At 70.9% G+C, this 18,918-nt stretch carries 14 protein-coding genes; 6 read left to right on the top strand and 8 right to left on the bottom strand.

The genetic code is table 11. From position 1 onward, the window contains the following. Nucleotides 1-342 precede the first annotated feature (342 nt). Nucleotides 343-4,032, bottom strand: coding sequence for a DEAD/DEAH box helicase (locus HMPREF3165_RS11735; protein ID WP_070513765.1), 3,690 nt, complete (start codon nucleotides 4,030-4,032; stop codon nucleotides 343-345). Nucleotides 4,033-4,288: 256 nt separating this feature from the next. On the opposite strand from HMPREF3165_RS11735, the gene HMPREF3165_RS11730 reads away from it, so the two are divergent. Continuing rightward, nucleotides 4,289-4,948 (top strand): GOLPH3/VPS74 family protein, encoded by a 660-nt coding sequence (locus HMPREF3165_RS11730; protein WP_070513762.1) that lies wholly within the window; start codon nucleotides 4,289-4,291, stop codon nucleotides 4,946-4,948. Nucleotides 4,949-5,307: 359 nt separating this feature from the next. Here HMPREF3165_RS11730 and HMPREF3165_RS11725 read toward each other — a convergent pair whose 3' ends face one another. Continuing rightward, nucleotides 5,308-6,918, bottom strand: a complete 1,611-nt coding sequence (locus HMPREF3165_RS11725) for a cation:proton antiporter (RefSeq protein ID WP_070513760.1) — start codon at nucleotides 6,916-6,918, stop codon at nucleotides 5,308-5,310. Nucleotides 6,919-7,111: 193 nt separating this feature from the next. On the opposite strand from HMPREF3165_RS11725, the gene HMPREF3165_RS11720 reads away from it, so the two are divergent. The 5 genes from HMPREF3165_RS11720 (at nucleotide 7,112) to HMPREF3165_RS11700 (ending at nucleotide 10,211) form a co-directional block, all read left to right on the top strand. Continuing rightward, the gene (locus tag HMPREF3165_RS11720; RefSeq protein WP_040322114.1) at nucleotides 7,112-7,342 is read left to right on the top strand and encodes a hypothetical protein; all 231 of its coding nucleotides are present in this window, start codon (nucleotides 7,112-7,114) and stop codon (nucleotides 7,340-7,342) included. Next, nucleotides 7,329-7,769: a TA system VapC family ribonuclease toxin gene (locus HMPREF3165_RS11715; RefSeq protein WP_070513758.1), complete on the top strand. Its 441-nt coding sequence runs from the start codon at nucleotides 7,329-7,331 to the stop codon at nucleotides 7,767-7,769. Before HMPREF3165_RS11720 ends, HMPREF3165_RS11715 begins: the two co-directional genes overlap by 14 nt. Nucleotides 7,770-7,856: 87 nt before the next feature. Continuing rightward, nucleotides 7,857-9,203, top strand: coding sequence for a DUF4921 family protein (locus HMPREF3165_RS11710; protein ID WP_070513756.1), 1,347 nt, complete (start codon nucleotides 7,857-7,859; stop codon nucleotides 9,201-9,203). A 190-nt stretch (nucleotides 9,204-9,393) separates the two neighbouring features. Further along, nucleotides 9,394-9,699 (top strand): type II toxin-antitoxin system TacA family antitoxin, encoded by a 306-nt coding sequence (locus tag HMPREF3165_RS11705; protein WP_070513754.1) that lies wholly within the window; start codon nucleotides 9,394-9,396, stop codon nucleotides 9,697-9,699. Then, entirely contained in the window at nucleotides 9,696-10,211 is a 516-nt protein-coding gene (locus HMPREF3165_RS11700; protein WP_070513752.1) for a GNAT family N-acetyltransferase, read from the top strand. The genes HMPREF3165_RS11705 and HMPREF3165_RS11700 overlap by 4 nt, the downstream gene beginning before the upstream one ends. Nucleotides 10,212-10,283: 72 nt before the next feature. On the opposite strand, the gene HMPREF3165_RS11695 is transcribed toward HMPREF3165_RS11700, so the two are convergent. From HMPREF3165_RS11695 to HMPREF3165_RS11670, 6 genes are all read right to left on the bottom strand, one after another. Beyond that, nucleotides 10,284-11,150, bottom strand: a complete 867-nt coding sequence (locus tag HMPREF3165_RS11695) for a glutathione S-transferase C-terminal domain-containing protein (protein WP_070513750.1) — start codon at nucleotides 11,148-11,150, stop codon at nucleotides 10,284-10,286. A 361-nt stretch (nucleotides 11,151-11,511) separates the two neighbouring features. Further along, the gene (locus tag HMPREF3165_RS13990; RefSeq protein WP_070513747.1) at nucleotides 11,512-14,547 is read right to left on the bottom strand and encodes a tetratricopeptide repeat protein; all 3,036 of its coding nucleotides are present in this window, start codon (nucleotides 14,545-14,547) and stop codon (nucleotides 11,512-11,514) included. 390 nt (nucleotides 14,548-14,937) lie between these two features. After that, nucleotides 14,938-15,786: a hypothetical protein gene (locus HMPREF3165_RS11685; RefSeq protein WP_070513745.1), complete on the bottom strand. Its 849-nt coding sequence runs from the start codon at nucleotides 15,784-15,786 to the stop codon at nucleotides 14,938-14,940. After that, entirely contained in the window at nucleotides 15,786-16,226 is a 441-nt protein-coding gene (locus tag HMPREF3165_RS11680) for a YbjN domain-containing protein (RefSeq protein ID WP_070513743.1), read from the bottom strand. Before HMPREF3165_RS11680 ends, HMPREF3165_RS11685 begins: the two co-directional genes overlap by 1 nt. A gap of 124 nt (nucleotides 16,227-16,350) precedes the next feature. Further along, entirely contained in the window at nucleotides 16,351-16,842 is a 492-nt protein-coding gene (locus tag HMPREF3165_RS11675) for a hypothetical protein (RefSeq protein ID WP_070513741.1), read from the bottom strand. A 161-nt stretch (nucleotides 16,843-17,003) separates the two neighbouring features. Further along, nucleotides 17,004-18,059, bottom strand: a complete 1,056-nt coding sequence (locus HMPREF3165_RS11670) for a hypothetical protein (RefSeq protein WP_070513739.1) — start codon at nucleotides 18,057-18,059, stop codon at nucleotides 17,004-17,006. Nucleotides 18,060-18,918: the final 859 nt, after the last annotated feature.

Below are 18,918 nucleotides of genomic sequence, written 5' to 3'. Positions count from 1 at the left end.
ATCGGCGTGGATGGGTCCGCTGCAGGCGCCCATGGTGTGATGGTCAGTTAGCACAGGAGGAGGCCAAGGGGAGTAGGGGAATAGCCGCAGACTGCCCCGGCCCCACCCCATCACTCCCCGTCGGGGACATTCCACGCAGCCAGGTGCGCCTCGCTGCGGCCGGGGGCATTCGACGCCGTCGGGGACCAGATTCCTGTCCCCCAATGCGCGAGACGTCCCCGGCCGGAAGAAAATGTCCCCAGCCACGCAGAAGGCCCCCGCCAGGACGCAACCAGATAGGGGCCGCAGCGCAGCTGCTTGGGGACGGCCGGCCCACGGCGGCGCCCGACGACGTCGAGCGCCTCAGCCCTCGATGAGCTCGCGGATCTCGGCGGCGGTCAGGGCCGCCGGGCTGAGTCCGCCCGAGCCCGCCACAGCAGCCGCACCACCGGCGGCACCAGCACCCTCGCCACCGGCCTCGACCTCACCGGCCCCCTCGACGACCCGAGCGAAGAGCTCGGCCTTCTTCTCCTTGAGGGCCATGACTTTCTCCTCGATGGTGTCGGCCGAGACGAGCCGGTAGACCATGACCGGCTTGTCCTGGCCGATCCGGTGGGGGCGGTCGACAGCCTGTTCCTCGGCCTGCGGGTTCCACCACGGGTCCAGCAGGAAGACGTAGTCGGCCTCGGTGAGCGTGAGCCCGAAGCCGCCGGCCTTGAGGGAGATGAGGAAGACGTCGGCCTCACCGGCCCGGAAGGCGTCGATGACCTTCTGCCGGTCGGGGGTGGAGCCGTCCATGTAGGCGGTTCGCACACCGGTGGCCTCCAGGTGCTCGCGCACACCGGAGAGGTAGCGCGTGAACTGGGAGAAGACGAGGGCGCGGTGCCCCTCGGAGAGGATCGGCCCCAGGTGCTCGACCAGCACTTCGACCTTGGCCGACGGACTCGGCCGCCGCCCCGGTCCGCTGCGGCCCGCGGCGGTGGCGGGGGCGCCAGCAGCCTTGCCCTTCGCGGCTTTCACGCCACGGGCCGTCTTCCTGCCAGAACCGCCCGTCCCGCCGGCGGCCTCGCCGGCCTCCCCGGCTTCCCCGCCACCCGCGCTCTCGGCGGCCTCAGGCTCCATCCCGTCCTCGCCGTCGACGAGCGCCGGGTCGAGCGCCATCTGCCGCAGGGTGGTCAGCGCCTTGAGCGCGATGAAGCGCGACTGGGCGGTGTCCTCCTCCAGCAGCCCGAGGATCCGCTGCCGCTCGCGGGCCAGGCGCTGGTCGTAGGCCTTGCGGTGCTTGGCGCCGAGCTCGACAGACAGGACCTGCTCGGTCTTGGCGGGCAGGTCCGCGGCCACCTGCTCCTTGGTGCGCCGCAGCAGGAAGGGCCGCATCCGGCGCCGCAGCCGCCCCAGCGCCTCGGCGTCCCCACGGTCGATCGGCTTGCGGTAGACCTGCCCGAAGCGCTCCGGGTCGGGCAGCAGCCCCGGCGCCGCGATGCTCATGAGCGCCCACAGGTCCATGAGCGAGTTCTCCAGCGGCGTGCCCGTGATCGCGATGGTCGACGGCGACCGCAGCCGCCGCACCGCCTTGTAGGTGGCCGAGGTGTGGTTCTTGACGAACTGGGCCTCGTCGCACACCACCCAGGCCCAGTCCTGGGCGACGAACTCCTCCTCGCACAGGCGCGCGATCGTGTAGGAGGTGACGACGACGTCGCAGCCCTCCACGATCTGCGCCAGAGTCTCCTCGCGCTTGGCGGCGGTCCGCCTCACGGCCCGCACCCGCAGCCCCGGGCAGAAGCGCTCGGCCTGCTCCACCCAGGAGCCGACGACGGAGGTCGGCGCGATGACGAGCACCGGCCCGGTCCCCTCCGGCTCACCGGGGTCGCCGGAGCTGGTCGGCTCGCTCCCTTGGGTCTCCTCACGCTGCTCGATGAGGCGCTGGACGGCGGCGAGCACCTGGACAGTCTTCCCCAGTCCCATGTCGTCGGCCAGGACCCCGCCGAGGCCCGCCTGGCGCAGGAAGTCCAGCCACCGGTAGCCCTCGAGCTGGTAAGGGCGCAACGTCGCCCGCATCCCCTCGGGCACGGGAGCCCCACCGGTCCCTTCACCGGTCCTCCCACTGGTGCCGCCCGCGTCGTCGCCTCCGACAGGCCGTCCATCGGAGGGGTCACCCGCGGCCTCGGCGGCGCGCGCCCGCTCCAGCAGCCGCCCGACCCGCTCCTTCCAGCGGGCCGTGGCCCGCTCGATGACGCCGAGAGACTCCAGGACCTCGTAGTAGCCGGCGTGCAGAGCACTGACCCGCAGCTCGCCCTGCGCCTGCGGGTCGGCCAGCTCGCGGCCCTCCTCCATGAGGCGGGCCAGGGCCTCGATCTCCGGGCGGTCGATGCTCACCCAGGTGCCCGACTCCAGGAGCACCTCGGGCTCCCCGGTAGCCACGGCCGCCATGAGCAGCGCCAGGGGAATCTCCTCCTGCCCCACGTGGACGCGCACGGACAGGGAGAACCAGTCGGGGCGGTCCTCGTCATCGCTGACACTGGTGGTGATGACCGGGGCGGCCTCGGCCTCGCGGTAGTCGGGGACGTCGTCGTCGACCTCGATGTCGAAGGCCTCCAGCTCGCGCAGGACCGGCAGCGTCTCAGTCATGAAACGGGCCGTGTCCATGCCGCGCAGGTCCAGGGGCTGCCAGAGGGCCGGGTGCCGGCCGGCCAGGGGCAGCAGGTGGTTGAGGACCTCGCGGGCCAGGCGGGTCTCCCCGTCAATGTCCCGGCTGGCGGTCCTGTCCTCAACGCGGCCCTCGGCCGCCGCGGCCAGGTCGGGCAGGCCGTGACTGCTCCGGACCTCACCGTCCTCCCCGACGTAACGGATGGACCACTCGGTGCTCAGGTGGTGCTCGGCGGTATCGACGTGGACCGCGAGCGCGGCACGCAGCGTCGTGGGGCGGGGCATGCGGATGGAGGTGTCGGCGGACAGGACCGGCAGCGCCCGGGTGAGGGCCTCAAGATGCTCGGTCTCGAAACGCTCGACGTCCCCGGCCGGGATGGTGATGGCCTCGCCGTCGCCCCGCAGCACCCGGGAGAGAGCCTCGGTGGGGCGCGGCTCGAGCGGCATGAGGAGCAGCTCGCGCCCAGGCATCCACGTGTAGAAGCCGTGAACCGGGTCCCCGATCGGCATGAGGGAGAAGTTCAGGCGCAGTCCGGGGACCTGGAGGCGGCGCAGCTCCTCGACGTCGTCGATCTCCAGGGCGGGGGTGATGGCGATGTCGCCGTCGCCCTCCCGGGTGAGGTGGATGCCGCCGCGCAGCCCGTCGGCGAGGTAGACGGGCATGCCGTGGCGCTGGGCGGTGGTGAGGGTCAGGCCGGCCGCCACCCCGCGGCGCAGCACGTCCCAGACGTGGGCGGGCGCGGTCGTCAAGGAGAGGCGGTCGTCGGCGTAGTAGAAGCCGTAGCCGCCGGCCATGCCGGCCAGCTCGCGCAGGACGCCCATGACGGTGGGGTCGACGTCGTCGTCCAGGCCCCCGGAGACGATCTGGGTCCAGGCGGCGCCCTGCCGGTTCCATCCACGTTTGCCCTCGATGAGCGGCAGCATGGACAGGCCGGCGGGAGTGCCCCACATGTCGCCGGGGTCGTCGATGATCTCCAGGGCCATCCGACGGCGCGGGGCTCGCTCCACCTGCAGCAGGTCGGCCAGCCGGCTCTCCCAGGGGGCGGGCCCGCCGGAAGGGGCCGCGGCGCCGTCAGGCTCGGCCTGCGCCAGGGTACGTGCGGCGATGAGCAGGGCGGCCGTGTGCTTGCAGTCGCTGCCCACCGGGCACGAGCAGGTACCGGCCCAGGACGCCGGGGCGCTGCGGGCGCCCTGCTTGCGGAAGACCATGGTCTGGTAGGTGTGCGCGCCCGAGCCCTTGGATTGGGCGCTGATGATGTCCCCGTCCCCGGCGACGCTGATGCCCCGCACCCGCCCCTTGCGCGCGTAGTCCAGGCCGCGCTCAAAGGCCCGGTGGCCGACCCGACTGATGATCTGGTCATCAGTGAGCTCCACCGGCCAGTCGTCATGCCGAATCGCGCGAGCCATGACCCCAGGTTAAACGCGGGGTACGACAGCTTCGGGCGCCGTCCGGCTGCTGATCGCACGCTGGGCGCGAACGGCGCCGGTCTCGCACCCGGTCGCGTGGGGCCGGGTGCGGGGCGGGGTGAACGACCGGCCGTAGCCCGGTCGGACGGGCGGGTGGAGGCCTCCCCCGTGAGGAGGAGCCGGGTCGGTCCCGGATCTCGCACCCCGGGTGGATCACATTTCGATGACGGTGCGTTGTACTGGATCCATGAACGCGATGCTGACCTGTGAAGAACTGTTCCTGCTGCTGACCAAGGATTCCGGCAAGCCGGAGAGCCGCATGGCGCACTCGTCCTACGGGCTCACCGGGGCACTGCTCACCGACCTGCTGCTGGCCGGCCGCATCAGCCTGACCGAGGAGCGCAGCCCCCGCATCTACATCGTCAGCTCCGAGCCGACCGGGCACCCCGTCCTGGACCGGGCCCTGGAGATCCTGCCCACCAAGGACGGCAAGCGATTCTCCTCCCTGGTGTGCTGGAGCAAGCTCAACCCCACCCGCCACATCGCCGAGTCCTTGGCGGCGGCCGGGGTGGTGCGCATCCACACCGGCGGGCTGTTCGGGTCACTGAACCCTAGTTACCCCACGCTGGACCCCCTACCCGAGCGGCAGCTGCGTGCACGCATCGACGCCGCCCTGCGCGGGGTGCAGCCACCGACCGCCTCCGACGTCGCTCTGCTGTCGATCCTGCAGGCGCTCGGTGTCGCATCGACCGTCCTGCCGCAGCAGGAGACCGGTCTCAGCCGCGGAGAGCTCAAGCGCCGGATCAAGGGGCTCGCGGGGGAGAGCCCGGTGGGGCGTGCGGTGCAGCGGGCCGTGGAGGCCGTGACGATGGCCATCATCGCCGCAGGGAGCGTTGCGGCGGCCTCGTCGAGCTGATCGGGGCCGGCCCTCCGGGCACCACCGCCCCCACCCCGGCCCCGTCGGGGACATTCCGCGCCGCGGGGGACATTCCGCGCAGACGGGGACACAAGCCATCGCCTTGGGCAGCACGACGAAGGATGCGGCGGGGACATTCTGCGCGGCCGGGTGCGTGTCGTTCCGGGCGGGGACCTTCGACGCCGTCGGGGACCGGAATCCTGTCACCGAACGCGCGAGACGTCCCCGGCTGGAGTGGAACGTCCCCGGCCGCGTGAGATGTCCCCGTCGGCGGGAGGACGGACACGACGACGGACAGGAGGCTAGACGCGAGGCTGGGTGAGAGGACTGGGACCGTCACTAGGGCTGGGCCGGGACTGTCACTCGCCGCGGGGCCGACGACGGCGGGCCGCCCGGGAGGTGCCGCCGTGCCTGCGCGCGCGGTGCCAGCGCTCGCGCCACAGGGCGTGATCCTGCTCGATCTCGGCCAGGCGCGCGGCCAGGCGGTGCGACTCCTCCAGCGACAGCCCTCGGGCGTGCATCCCCAGTTCGGCCAGGCGCGCCATCGCCGGTGTCGCCTGCTCGCGCAGGTCGGGCAGGCCCACCAGGTCGGGCTGCGCCGGCCGCCTCACGCCTGTCGCCGGGGTGCGCTCCCCCGCCGGCAGCCTGATGCCACTGGGCGGCGACGCCGGTCGGCGCGGCTCCGAGACCTGCTCGCCGACCGAGACCGAGGCCTCCTCGGGGGTGCGTCCGTCGGGGGCGGCCGGCCCCTGGACCACGCGCATCACCTCGTTGGCCGGCACATGGTCGCTCCGGTGGCCCAGCGCCAGCCCGGCGGCCGGCAGAACCAGTACCGACAGCACCCCGGCCAGCACGAGGGTGGATGCGAAGGAGGTAGACATGGCCCCCGCACTGACCGCCACCTGGGTGACGGCCACGATGATGGGCAGGGCCGTTGTCGAGTAGACGGCGATCTGGAGGCTCTGGCGCATCGAGTAGATGCGCGAGCCGTCCCTGCGGCGCTCCGCCCGGGAGGCCAGCCACACCGGCACGCCCCGCACGAGCACCAGCAGCACGAAGAAGGCCAGGAGGTTGACCAGGTCCCCGGCGTCGAGCCCGGCCTCGATGCCCATGCCGGAGGTGACGAAGAAGATCGGGACGAAGAACCCGTAGGCCAGCCCGTCGAGCTTCTCCTCGAACTCGGCATCCCCCTCGGGCAGGGCGTGACGCAGGACGAAGCCAGCGGCGAAGGCCCCCAGGATGACATCAAGGTCGAAGATGGCGGCGATGGCGCACAGCCCCACCAGGAGCAGGACGGTGGCGCGGATGGTGGTCTGCGCCGTCGTCGAGGCCCCCAGGTGGATGGCCTCGACCAGGCGGCGCCCCACGCGCTTGACGCGGCTGGTGAAGCGGACGATGAGCAGGGTGATGATGAGGAAGACGCCCAGGATCGCCATGCTCGCCCAGGTGGAGCGCGATCCCAGCAGCAGCGCCATGACGAGGATCGGCCCGACCTCGCCGACGGCGCCGTGGTTGAGGATCGAGGCCCCCACCGCCGTGGGCAGCAGGCCGCGGTCGCGCAGGATCGGCAGGATCGTGCCGATGGCCGTGGAGGTCATGGCGGTGGCGATGGCGATGCCGTTGGCCGACGCCGCCCCTCCGGTCACCCCGATGACGCTGACCGCGCCGAAGGCCAGCCCCAGTGAGAGTAACCAGGCGACGGCGGCGTGGCGCCCGCCCGCCCCGCGCAGCTCGTTGATGTCGATCTCGTAGCCGGCCATGAGGAAGAGGAAGGCGACGCCGAGCTCGCGCAGCAGCTCGATCGAGGAGTCCTCGACGGCCAGCCCCAGGCCGTGGGGGCCGATGAGCATCCCGCCCAGAATGAGCAGGACGACCTCGGGCACGAGCCGCTTGGGGATGGTCCAGGAGATCAGCGGCGCCACGAAGGCCACCGCGACGATGAGCAGCAGGGAGGTGAAGACCTCGGCCATATCGTCTCCTTGTCTCCAGTCGGGTGCGGGGGTGCAGGGGATGGGGGAAGTGCGGGGCGCAGGGCCGGGCCCGGCGCAGGTCCGCACGAGCCAGAGAGACTACCCCGACCTCGGCCGGCCGGGCCCGCCGTCAGAATCCACAACAGTTCAGCGGCTCATTGATGACGTGATGCGCTGGTGCGATCATGATCGTATGAGGACGACACTTGAGATCGACGACCGGGTCCTGTCCCTGGCTCGTGAACGCGCTCATCGCGACGGAGTGTCACTCGGACGCGCCGTGTCCGATCTCGCGCTCCAGGGAATCTCCCACGGGAGCCGCACCAGCAGGCACGGGATCCCCTTGTTCTTCCCGCCCGCAGGCCAGCAGGCTCATGTGGTGACGCCAGAGCTCATCGAGCAGTACCGAGATGACGACCACTGATCGCCTGCGACTGCTTGACGTCAATGTCCTCGTGGCGTTGTCACTGCCCAACCATGCGCACCATGAGGTGGTCAGCGCCTGGTTCGACGGTGTGGATCAGTGGGCGACCTGTTCCATCACCCAAGCCGCCTACCTGCGTCTCCTCATGAATCCTCGAGTCACCGGATTCGAGATCGCGGCCGCTGATGTGCTCTCCGGACTCGGTGAGCTGACATCGCTTGACGATCACGTGTTCCTTGTCGACGACGCCCCTCCTGCTGAGCCGTCCATCAGCTTTTCGAGGCTGAAGGGCCCAAAACAGGTCACCGACCTGCACCTGGTGGACCTCGCGGCACGTCACAACGCTGTTCTCGCCACCATGGACGGACGCATGGCGCAGGCACTCATGTCTCAGGATCGACGACATATCGAGCTCATTCCCCTGTAGGCAGGACTCGCTGCCCTCGGAGGAGAACCGGGCCCGCCGTCGGGCCGTCCGGGCGCACGGACCGCCATCAGGCGTCACAATGGAAGCATGCTCATGCCGTACTCACCCTCCGCCGAACCACTCACGCGCCTGGCCGACGGGACGGTCAAGCAGATCAGCCCCTTCACCGGAACTGAGGTGTGGACCGTGCCGGGCCGCGCCAACCGCCCCATCTCGCACCCGGTGGCCGAGGTCCGCCCGCTGGAGGAGGCCGACCGCACCCACAGCTGTGCCTTCTGCTCGGCGCGCTACCTGGAGACGCCCCCGGAGAAGGCGCGCGTCGTGCGCGGGGCCGACGGCGGTTTCGAGCGCCTCGACGCCGTCGCCGCCTCCGCCCTGTTCGACACGGTGGCCGAGTTCCGGCGGGTGCCCAACCTGTTCGAGATCCTCTCCTTCGACTACTGGCACATCAACCACGGCTACGAGATCCCCGACGCCGCCCGCGAGCGCATGGAGGCCTACCTGGCTGACCCGGTCGGCGTCGAGCACGTGGAGCGGGTGGCTCGCACCAAGCTGGCGGCCGCGGGCGCGGACCCGGACTCCTGGGACTCGATGGACGAGCGGACCCGCCACACCTTCCTGGCGGCCTTCTTCGCCGGGGGCCATGACGTCATCATCGGTCGGCGCCATTTCACCGACGACGCTCACGACACCACGGGCTTGGCCGGCTCGGGGACGCTGAGCGTGGCCGAGCACCGCGCCTACACGCGCCTGGCGATCCACGCGATGCACAGCCTGTACGAGGCCAACCGGTGGGTGCGCTACGTGGCCGTCTTCCAGAACTGGCTGCGGCCGGCCGGGGCGAGCTTCGACCACCTGCACAAGCAGCTGGTGGGCATCGACGAGCGCGGGGTGACCAGCCAGCTGGAGCTGCAGAAGGTGCGGGCCAACCCCAACCTGTACAACGAGATGGCGGTGGACTACGCCGCCTACCAGGGGCTGCTGGTGGCGAGCAACGAGCACGCGGTGGCCTTCGCCGGGTTCGGGCACCGCTACCCGACGCTGGAGGTGTACTCGACGTCGGCCATGCCCGAGCCGTGGCTCATGAGCCGTGAGGAGGTCGACGCCGTCTCCGACCTGGTGCAAGCCCTGCACGCGGCCACGGGCGCGGACGTGCCCAGCAACGAGGAGTGGCATCACAAGCCGCTCGACGTGGACCAGCCCATGCCCTGGCACATCACGCTCAAGTGGCGGGTCTCCACCCTGGCGGGCTTCGAGGGCGGCACGAAGATCTACCTCAACACCATCGACCCGTGGACGCTGCGCGACCGCGTGGTGGCGCGTCTGGAGGATCTGCGGGCCGACCGGCTCATCGCACCGATGGCCGTGGGCGAGGAGTGCCCGACGACGCCCAACCGGCTCCTGTACAACCCGGTCCTCACCGCCCGGCCGTAGCAGCCAGCAGGCCCGGGCCGACGCCGCGGCCCCTCTCCGGCTCGGCGCAGGACCGGCACGGCCTTCAGCAGCCGAGGGCGCTGCGCTCCTCCGGCCCCACCCAGCCCGAGCACCCACACCGTACCGTCGCTGACCTTGCACACCCTCCCACCTGTACGTACATTATCCGTACCACCAAGGAGGCCAAAGCATGCCGATCTCAACAGCCCGCAGAACCCAGAGAATCGATCTACGCGCCACGCCGCGCCAGGAGACCCTGATTCAGCAAGCAGCCTCCCAGACGGACCGCTCCGTCAGCGAGTTCATCCTGTCCTCAGCAACGCTCGAAGCTGAACGCGTCCTTGCCGACCGCCGCTGGTTCTCCGTGACGTCAGAGCAGTTCGATGCCATCGAGGCCGTACTGGACGCTCCGTTGGAGGAGACGTCCCGCTTCGCCCGCCTGTGGAACCGCCCCTCACCCTTCGGGACCCGCATCAACCTTGACGACGAATCGTGAGTACCGGAGCTCTCGAGTCCCCGCGGCGCCTCGTCCGCCAGGACGTCACGGCCGGTTTCCGCAGCGGGGCCACCGAGCTGGATGACTGGTTCCAGCGCTACGCGTGGCAGAACCAGAAGGCCAACAACGCCGTCGTATACATCACCGCCCAGGATGACGTCATTCTCGGTTATTACGCCATCACGACGGCCACATACTCCCGCGACGATGCGCCCCAGGGACTCAACCACCGCAGCCGCCCTGAGGAGATCCCGTGCATCCTCCTGGCCCGGCTCGCGGTGGACGAGCGGGCTCAGGGGCGGGGCGTTGGCGCAGCACTGCTCAAGGACGCGATCGAGCGGTGCTACAGGCTCAGCCGAGAAGTGGGCGCCGCCGCCCTCATCGTGCACTGCCGAGACGAGCAGGCGCGCGCCTTCTACCTCGCCAACGGCGACTTTCTTCCCTCACCGGCCAACGCCTTGCACCTGCTGCTGTCCATGAAGCAGTTGAGCCGGATGCTCGAGTCCTCCTGACCCGAACCGGCCACAAGAGCCGAGGGCGAGGACGGCTCGACGTCGTCGGCCCGGCGCCGACCCGACGCGCCTTCAGCAGCCGAGGGCGCTGCGCTCCTCCGACCCCACCCAGCCCGAACGGCTCTCCAGGGCGCGGAACCAGCGGGCCAGCGCCGGCCAGAAGGAGATCGACGGCGCCTCCCCGCCGGGGTAGTGCTGGCGCCCGCCGTACTCGTAGGACTGGACGGTGGTGAACAGGCGGATGTCGCTTCCGGTGGGCTTGTCGCCGCACAGGTACTGGCCGATGGCGACGACGGCGGACAGGGCCGGCCCGTCGAGCATCGTCAGGCCGTCCTCGCGGGAGGCCTCCATCCGTGTGGCCCGGGCCAGGAGAGTGTCGATGACGTCGAAGCCCACGAGGACGCCGTTGGCCGCCGCCGCGGCCTTCTCCGGGTCCTGGGAGTGGGTGGCCACCGCATGGCCGACGTTGATCTGCGAGCCGATCCAGGCGTCCCAGGCGTCGGTGGAGTTGCGGCGGTTGAGCGGGTAGAGGTCCGGGGCGCCCTCGCGGTGGAGGTCCCACCAGGCGGTGGACAGGTCGAAGAGCAGGTCGCCGGAGTCGTCGCTGACGACCTGGCCGGTGGTGGTGTCCACGAGGGCCGGGACGGTGGGGGGAGGCGTGTAGCCGGGGGTCTTCTCGTAGACCTCAGCCAGGGAGCGGGCGCCGAGGGCCGGATCCACGCCGGGCTCGCCGTCGGGGCCGGTCAGCTCCCAGTATCCGTCGGCGCCCTTGCCGTAGCTCCAGGACACGGGGATCGCCTCGGTCAGGCCCAGCAGGCGCCGGGCGATGAGAACGCGGCGGCACCACGGGCAGGCCCCCGACGCCACGAGTCGGTAGCGCCCCGACTCCACGGGAAGGTCGCCGCTGGGTGAGAATCGGTGTGAGACTGCGATGGCCAAGGGGTGCCTCCCGGAAGGGTCGTCGAGGGGTCGTGATGCCCAAGGCTAATCATTCCTCGCATATCGGCCGCCGTCACCCGATTCACACGGGGCGGAATCCTCCACCCCGCGCCCACCGACGCCGGATCGTCCTCACTGACCGGGGACATCCTGCGCGTCGGGGTGCACTATCTCTCGACCGGGGACAAACTGCGCGTGCGGGGACAGGAATCCGGTCCCCGACGGCGTCGAACGCCCCCGACCGGAACGACACGCACCCGGCCGCGTCGAATGTCCCCGGCCGCAAGCCACAGCGGCGCCACAACCCAGGACAGCATTGTGGGCCGGGACCTCATCACGGCGGCAGAGCCCGCGCCACACGTCAGCGCAGCGTCTCCTCCACGGAGGCCACGAACTCCAGGGCGTCGTGACCGTCCCAGTGCGGCTCGCCCAGCAGGTCGCGCACACGGGCGCAGGCGGCCAGGGCCTCGTCGCGCTCACCGCGCTCGGCGTGCAGGCGGGCCAGCATGCACAGGGCCCGCGAGGCCGAGTCGCGGTCCTCAGTGTCCATGTAGCCGTCGTAGGCGGACTCGCAGTGCTGGACGGCCTGCCAGTTCTGGCCGGTGCGCCACAGGATCCAGGCCATGTCGTCGTGCCAGTCGCCGATCTCCCAGGCCGAGGAGTAGCCCTCGGTGTCGGCCACGCCGGCGAAGGCCTGACGGGCCTCCTCCATGATCTGGCGGGCCTCGTCGAGCCTCCCCCGGGCCATGGGCAGGGTGAGGTCATCCACCAGCGCCCGCGCCGAGCGGCGCAGCGCCCGCCCCCGGTCCAGGCAGCCCTGGTCGGTGCGGGTGTCCTCCAGGTCGGCGGCCTGGCGGAACAGGGCGGCGGCACCCACATTGTCCTTGAGGTTGGAGGCGGCCATCGCCGCGTGCGAGAGGTATTCCCCCGCCAGCGCCCGGCGCCCCTGCTCCTGCAGGATGCGGGCGGCGGCCAGCGAGTGCTCGGCGACGCTCTCCTCCTCACCCATGGCCATGCCGGTCTGGGCCAGGAGCCGGTGCAGGTAGAGGGCGACGCTCTTGGCCCCGGTGCGCTGGGCCAGGGACAGCGCGGACTCCAGGACCTCGGCGCTCTCCAGGTAGCGCTCGGAGGCCTCCAGCGCCGAGCCCAGGGACAGCAGGGAGGCCACGGCGTACAGGGTGATGCCGGCGGCCAGCATGATGTTGGCCTGCTCGCGGAACTGGGCGATGGCCTCGTCGAACTGGCCCACCTCCATCGAGGAGATGCCCAGCAGGCGCCGACCGCGGGCGGCCAGGACCGGGGAGACCTTCTCGTGGCGGCGCATGACCTCCTCGGCCAGCAGGCAGCCGTTGTAGACGTCGCCGCACTCGGCCAGGACCTCGGCGCGCGCCATGTCGAGGATGTCCTCCATCCGCTCGGCGTGGCGGTCCTCGGGGACGGCCTCAGCGGCGCGGGCGACGACCTGAATCGCCCCGAGCGCCTCGTCCTTGGCGTGCAGGTCGGTGAGGACCGAGGCCCCCACGAGCAGGGCGTCGGCGGCCAGGACGAGGGCATCGGTGCCCCCGGGGTCGAGCAGCTCGGTGGACACCAGGTCCTCGACCTGGGCCTCGATCTGCCCGATGAGGGAGGTGGCCCGCTGCAGGCGCTCATCGCGCACGACGTCCTGGGATAGCTCGGCGATGGAGTCGGCGGTGATCTCGTTGTCGAGGTTGAGCAGGTCCACGTAGTAGGCACCCAGCGGCCCGAAGGCCAGCTCGATGAGGGGGCGAATCCGCAGGCGCTCGGCGATGGCCTCATCCATCTCGGTGCGGCAGGTCATGGCGGCGGCCCGCAGCAGTCCCGTGTGGTACTCCAGTCCCGGGATCTCCTCGCCGCGCGGGGGCAGCAGGTCGCGCGTGGCCACCTGGTCGACGACGTACCAGTAGTCCATCGTCGAGGAGCCGATGGTGCGGCGGTGGTCGACGTAGCGACGCACCGCCTCCTCGCCGTTACGCACCGGCCGGGGCCGCACGAGGTCCACCAGGGGGAAGGGCGCGTCGCCGCTCTGGTGGCTGGTGGCGGCGCGGGCTCGTCGGCCGGCCGTCTCCCGGCTCGACGACGTCGTGCGGGGTGCGTGCTCCTGAACCAGGCCGTTGTCGTCGGCCACGAGGCCCAGGAGGGAGGCGACGTCAGGTGCGGCGCCGTCCTCGTCCACGGTCAGGCTCGTCTGGGCCGCCTCGGGCAGCTCCTCGGAGGGCTCCAGGAGGTCGACCTCCACGCCCAGCCCGTGGACCGCGCCGGGGGCTGCGTCAAAGGCGGCCCGGGCCAGGGAGCGCTCCAGGTGGTCGGAGATGGTGGAGTTGCCGTTGCGCGTGTCGAACTGCTGGGCCAGGCGCCGGGCCCAGCCGGTCATCTCGGCGTAGACGCGCGAGATGGTGGTGGAGGCCTCCAGCCCCGGCAGCGGGTACCACAGGTCGGCGGCCGGGACCTCGACGCCGAGGGCCTCCTCACCGCGGCCGGCCCGCTCGGCCTCGCGCAGCACCAGGCTCATGCCGCGCAGGGCCGACAGCAGCACGTAGGCGGACTCGGCCTGCGCCAGCCAGGACAGGTGGCGGCGCAGGAGCTCCAGGCCCCGGTCCACCCGCCCCACAAGGGCCAGGTACTCCAGGTGATAGGCCAGGGAGATGAGGGCCTTGGGGTTGCGGCGGATCTCCCGGTAGGAGCGCAGGTGCGCCTCCCAGGCCGCCCGGGGCCGGCCGGAGGCCAGCAGGGGCAGCAGCACGAGGGACTGCGTGGTCTGGGGCTGCACGGAGCAGCTGACGGCGCCGGTCAGCACGGGCACGGCGGTGGCCACGGCCAGCTCCCAGGCCTCGGTGCGGTAGGCGAAGGCGACCTGACGCATGGGGTCACAGCCCTCGCAGTCGGCATTCTCGTCGCGGTGGGTGGCCCGCCAGGCGGCCAGCTCCTCGGCAGCCTCCTCCTCGAGGCCCAGCAGGCCGGCGACAGAGGCGCGCTCACCGTGGACGACGTGCATGGAGGCGCCCCCGGAGCGGTAGAACTCCTCGAGGCTGGCCTCGAGCTGGCGCACCTTGTCCTTGGAGACCCTGGGGTTGGCGCCCGCCACGGCCACCGCCCACTTGAAGTGCCAGTGCAGGGTGCGCACCTGGGCGTCGTCGAAGGCCTCGGGGCGGCGCTGGTAGCGGCCGAGGTTCCACGAGAAGGGTGCCAGCGCCTTCCACGCCTCGTTGCCCTGCTGGTAGGCCTCGGTCAGGGCCAGCCGGGTGGCGATCCGCAGGTCCTCGTCGCCCAGTGCGTCCGCCCAGCTGACGGCCTCCGCGATGAGGGCCGAGGTCTGGGGGCCGTGGCCGAGGGCATCGGCGTAGGCCAGACGCTCGAGGATGTCTTCGCGTGTGGTCATGGAGTCTGTCCTTCCGGGCGGAGCCTGACGTTGCACCGTCATGAGGCGAAGGCTTCCACCGTGTGCTGCAAGAACGCACGGAATGCGCTCCGCCGACCCCAGGGATGCCGTGGGTGGAGCGTCATCCCGCACCGCTCACCGGTGAACGGCGGCATGGGCATCTCAGGCTCCTTTCGTCCAGAGGGCGGTTGTCCGACATCCAGTGTTACCGAACAGTTATAGAATCCGCTACTGCAACGGCCAGCGGCAACTCGGCCGCGGGGCATGTCGGAGGCGGGTACCCTCCGACCGCACCGGCCGGCCCCAGGACCGGGCTCCCCGACGCCGACTCCCGTCACTCCAGTATTTCCAACGGATGCCACCGCACCGCGTCGGCGAGGCCGGCGCGCGCTAGGACACGAGCAGGGGCTTGGGGGTGTCGGTTGTCTCAGCCCCGGTTCCGCCCTCAGCATCACCCGGGGCTGCGGGGCCCGGCCCGTCGACGACGGCGGCCATCTCCACCGTCGCATCCGCCATGCCGGCAGCTGTGTCGGCAGCCATGCCCTGCGTCGCCACCTCAGGAGCCTGCGGGCTCACCTGCGTGGGCCCTCCTCCCTCGACCTCAGCAGTGTCGACGGTGCCGACGGTCCGGGCGGCCCGGGCGGGCCGGGGCGCCTCGGGCAGGACGATCACGGTCGCCCCGTCGTCCTCTCCCTCAGTGTCGATCTCACCGACGGTCTCCGGCGCGCTCTCAGCCCGGGGCGCGCTCTCAGCCTCCGTCCCAGCGTCGGGCCGCCTGTCGGCAGCGGCGTCCTGGGCGGCCAGAAGGCCGAGGACCTCGCGCAGGGCCTGATCGACGCCATCGAGGATGAAGTCCAGGGTGCCGGCCAGCTGGGCATCGTCGAGCCCGGCCCCGATGTTGGTGAGGACCTCGGCGCACAGGCCCAGGCCGGCGTCGTCGACCTCGGTGTAGAAGGCGGGGATGAGCCGGCCGCTGGAGACCTCCTGGACCACGGCGCGCACCCTCGAGAGCTCAGCGGAACCGGGCAGGGCGGCGGCAAGCCGGTGGTGGGCGCGCACGGCGAGGATCCGGCGGTCCACCACCATGAGCACGTAGTCGAATCCGGCCACCGAGAAGTGCACCACCCCCTCGGACAGGTCGAGGTCGTATCGGTGGCCGCGCTCCGCCATCCAGGCGGCGAGCCGCCTGAGGGTCACGGTCGGGGTCACCGACCCCTCCGGCTGATTCCACCAGGCCATCAGTCCTCCTCCCAGGTGACGAGCTCGGGGAAGCGCTCCTGGACGGTGGCGAAGAACGCGCGGGTCATGCCCAGGCCCATGTCCATGAAGGCGTCGAGCTGGGCCTGACTCATGCCCGCGCCGACATAGGCCACCATCTGGGTGCTCAGCAGGAGGTGGCTGGGGTCGTGGGCGGGGGTGACGGCCAGGTCCGGGCCGTAGGTGGAGCGGTGCTGGGCGTCGATGAAGGCGCGCATCTCATCGAGGCGCTCGGCTGCCGGGCGGCCACGCCACATGCCGGCCACGACGAGGGCGTGTTCCTCGTCGTGCAGGTAGACGCCAATGTCGCAGCCCGGGAAGCCCATGAAGACGGCACCGTCCTCCTCAGGGCCGGCGGTGATGCCGTGCTGGGACAGCCAGGTCTCGACCCGCTGAAGGGTCAGAGCCGGTTGGGCACTCATGGGATCTCTCGCCTCCTACCCGGTGCGGGACGTGATGCGGATTCGGTGCGGATGGCGCCGCCTGGGGCGTGCGGCGCACGGTTGAGGATCCGGCTCGGGGCCGGTGGTGACGCAGGGCGGGCCGTCAGAACTCGATGTCGGAGGCGATGTCCGCGACCGTGTCGACCTGGCCGGCGCCGACCTGTGTGCTGCGCACGCTACCCGCTGACGCCCCCCGACCCCTAGTCGAGCGCGGGGAGCCGACGGCGTCGGGGCGGCTCCCGGCAGCCGGACCCCCTGAGCCCGCCGGCCCGGCGAGGCCCCGGGAGGCGGCGGGGGCGCCGGGACCCTCCGGGAGTCGTGCCAGCGCCTGGTCTAGGGAACGGCCCAGGACACCGGAGGCCGACTCGGCCAGGGTCAGGCAGCGCGAGTCCATCTGCTCGGAGGCCTGGTATCCGCGGCGGCCGGCGGCCGTGCTGCGTCGCCCTTTGCCGGTGCGCACGGTGGGCTCGTTGCGCCCGGCGCGGGTGCGCTGGGGAGCACCCGCGGAGGCCGCCCCCGCTCTCCCGTCCGCCCTGGCACCGGATGACCGGGAGAAGGAGGCGCTGTCTTGGGACTTCTTGCGGAAGCCGACCATGGTGGTCCTTTCGGGAACGGTTCCGAGCGGCGTCGGGCCGCCCGGGGGACGAAGAGCTGACAAGCCGACGGGAGGGCGAAGGAGTCGCGCGATGCGCCGTCGGGCTCGAGCCGTCTGCGCGCCGCCTGCGTGCCAGGCCGGGCGGACGGCGGGTGGGAACGCTAGCGGGGCACCTCGCAGGAGAGCTGGTCGGCGGCGTGGGCCTGCTGGCTCCACAACTCCTCGGTGAAGGTGTTGTCCAGGATGGAGCGGGCCAGGGGCTCGTCGGGGCGCATGATGTCGCGCACCGTCTGCAGGATGAGCTCGCGGCGGTCCTCGAGGCCCTCCTGGCCCAGGATCTGGGCCGAGCGGCCCAGGCCGCCCATGAAGTTGACGTACTCCATGGCGTGGTACTGGGGGGAGACCTCGTCGGGGCGCAGCTGGTGGGTGCGGGTCTCCAGCGCCTTGCGCACGTCGCGGCGCAGGGCCTCCTGGCCGCCCTGGGAGCGCACGTAGAAGGGCAGCAGCCGGTTCATCATGAGGTGGTGGGCGATGGCGTAGTCGACGTAGTAGAAGAAGGCCAGGCCCACCCCCTCCTCGGCGGCCTGCTCCGACTCGGACTTCTGCCACTCGGCGTAGCAGGTGGTCTTGGCGACCTCCTTGGCCCAGGTGGGCGCGGCCGCCATGGCCTCGGTGGGCTGGAAGGCCACGCGCGACTTGCAGCGCGGGCAGGTGATGAACACCGGCATGTGGTAGAGCTCGGGCAGCGGCACCGGGTCGCCGCACTTGTCGCAGGTGAAGGAGAACTGGGCCTGGCGCCAGTCGGTCATGGCGCGGTTCCACTCCTCGCGGGCCTGCTCGGCGCGGCCGGGGGCGAAGACCTCCTCGATGATGTTGCGCAGGCGCTCCTCGAAGCCGCCCACGAGGTTGGCCGCATCCTGGAGGCGGGCGGAGAGCTGACGGTCCTCGTCGATGGACAGGTCGGCGTCGATGTCCAGGAAGGGGGCGAAGTGCTTGGCGAAGACCCGCTGGGCCTTGGTGTGCAGGAACATGATCTGGGCCTCGACCTCCGAGCGGAAGGCGGAGACGGAGGCCGGGTCGGTGATCTGCATCTCCATCGCGGTGCGGGCCGAGCTGACGCCGAACTCCCGGGCGCGAGCCTCCAACCGGTCCAGGTAGGTGCTCAGGCGCTGAGTGAGTGCCTGAAGCCGCCGGTAGTAGCGGACGTAGGCGGACATGTCAGGCTCCTTGTGGTGGAGGATCGGGATTATCACTGAGGAAGGCGCCGATTGCCGAGGAGGGAGACACGCGACCCCGGGGCCGGCGACAACGCCGACGCACGAGCCCAGCGCAGAGGCGCCCACGGCTGCCAGCACTGTGGATGCTACTCAACTGGAGACTTCAACTGCGACCTGATCGTGATCTTTTGAAATCTCGGTGCCCGATATCCGGGCAGGACTCCCCCTTGCCATTCATCCGATGACATGGCTTCTCGACTGTCTACAACGGCGGCGGCAAGCCGGAGAAAAGTCGAGGCCACTCTCGAAGCGGAGTAACCCATGAGGCGCCAGTAAGTGACAAGGATCATAGTGTCGGTGCTGGCGCATATGGGCTGTTCATGGCGCATGCAGTGATCTCGCTGTGATCCAAAAGCGGCCGGAGTCAGCACGCCGTCCCCGCAACGGTCCCCGTCCTCACTCTCGGACACAGGCCTCGGACACATTGACGTGCCTGCTCATAGGTGCACCCCTTGAGGTACCTGTTTCAGCGGTGTGATGGTTGGTGGAATCGTGCGAGGTGAGATAGCAGCGATCCACCTGAAGTCAACGGCCGGGGGCGTCCAACGCGTGCGGGTGCAGGATTCCTGTACCCGCTCGCGCAAACCGCACCCGTTGGCGAGAAAGTGTCCCCGGCTGCGTGGAGACTCCCCACCGAATGAATCTCATGATGCGGCCTTTCAGGAGCGTCCGCGGCGTCGCGCTTGCACTGCACGAACCCCGGGGACTACTGGGAGACACATAGGCGTACTCCACGACGGTCCGGGGTCCGTGCAATGCGCTTAACCCCCTGTGCTGTCTCCTCACTTCTGAGACATTT

It is taken from the genome of Actinomyces sp. HMSC08A09, from assembly GCF_001807465.1.
Classification (GTDB): Bacteria; Actinomycetota; Actinomycetes; order Actinomycetales; family Actinomycetaceae; genus Actinomyces; species Actinomyces oris.
This window is presented reverse-complemented; position numbering and strand designations above follow the sequence as displayed.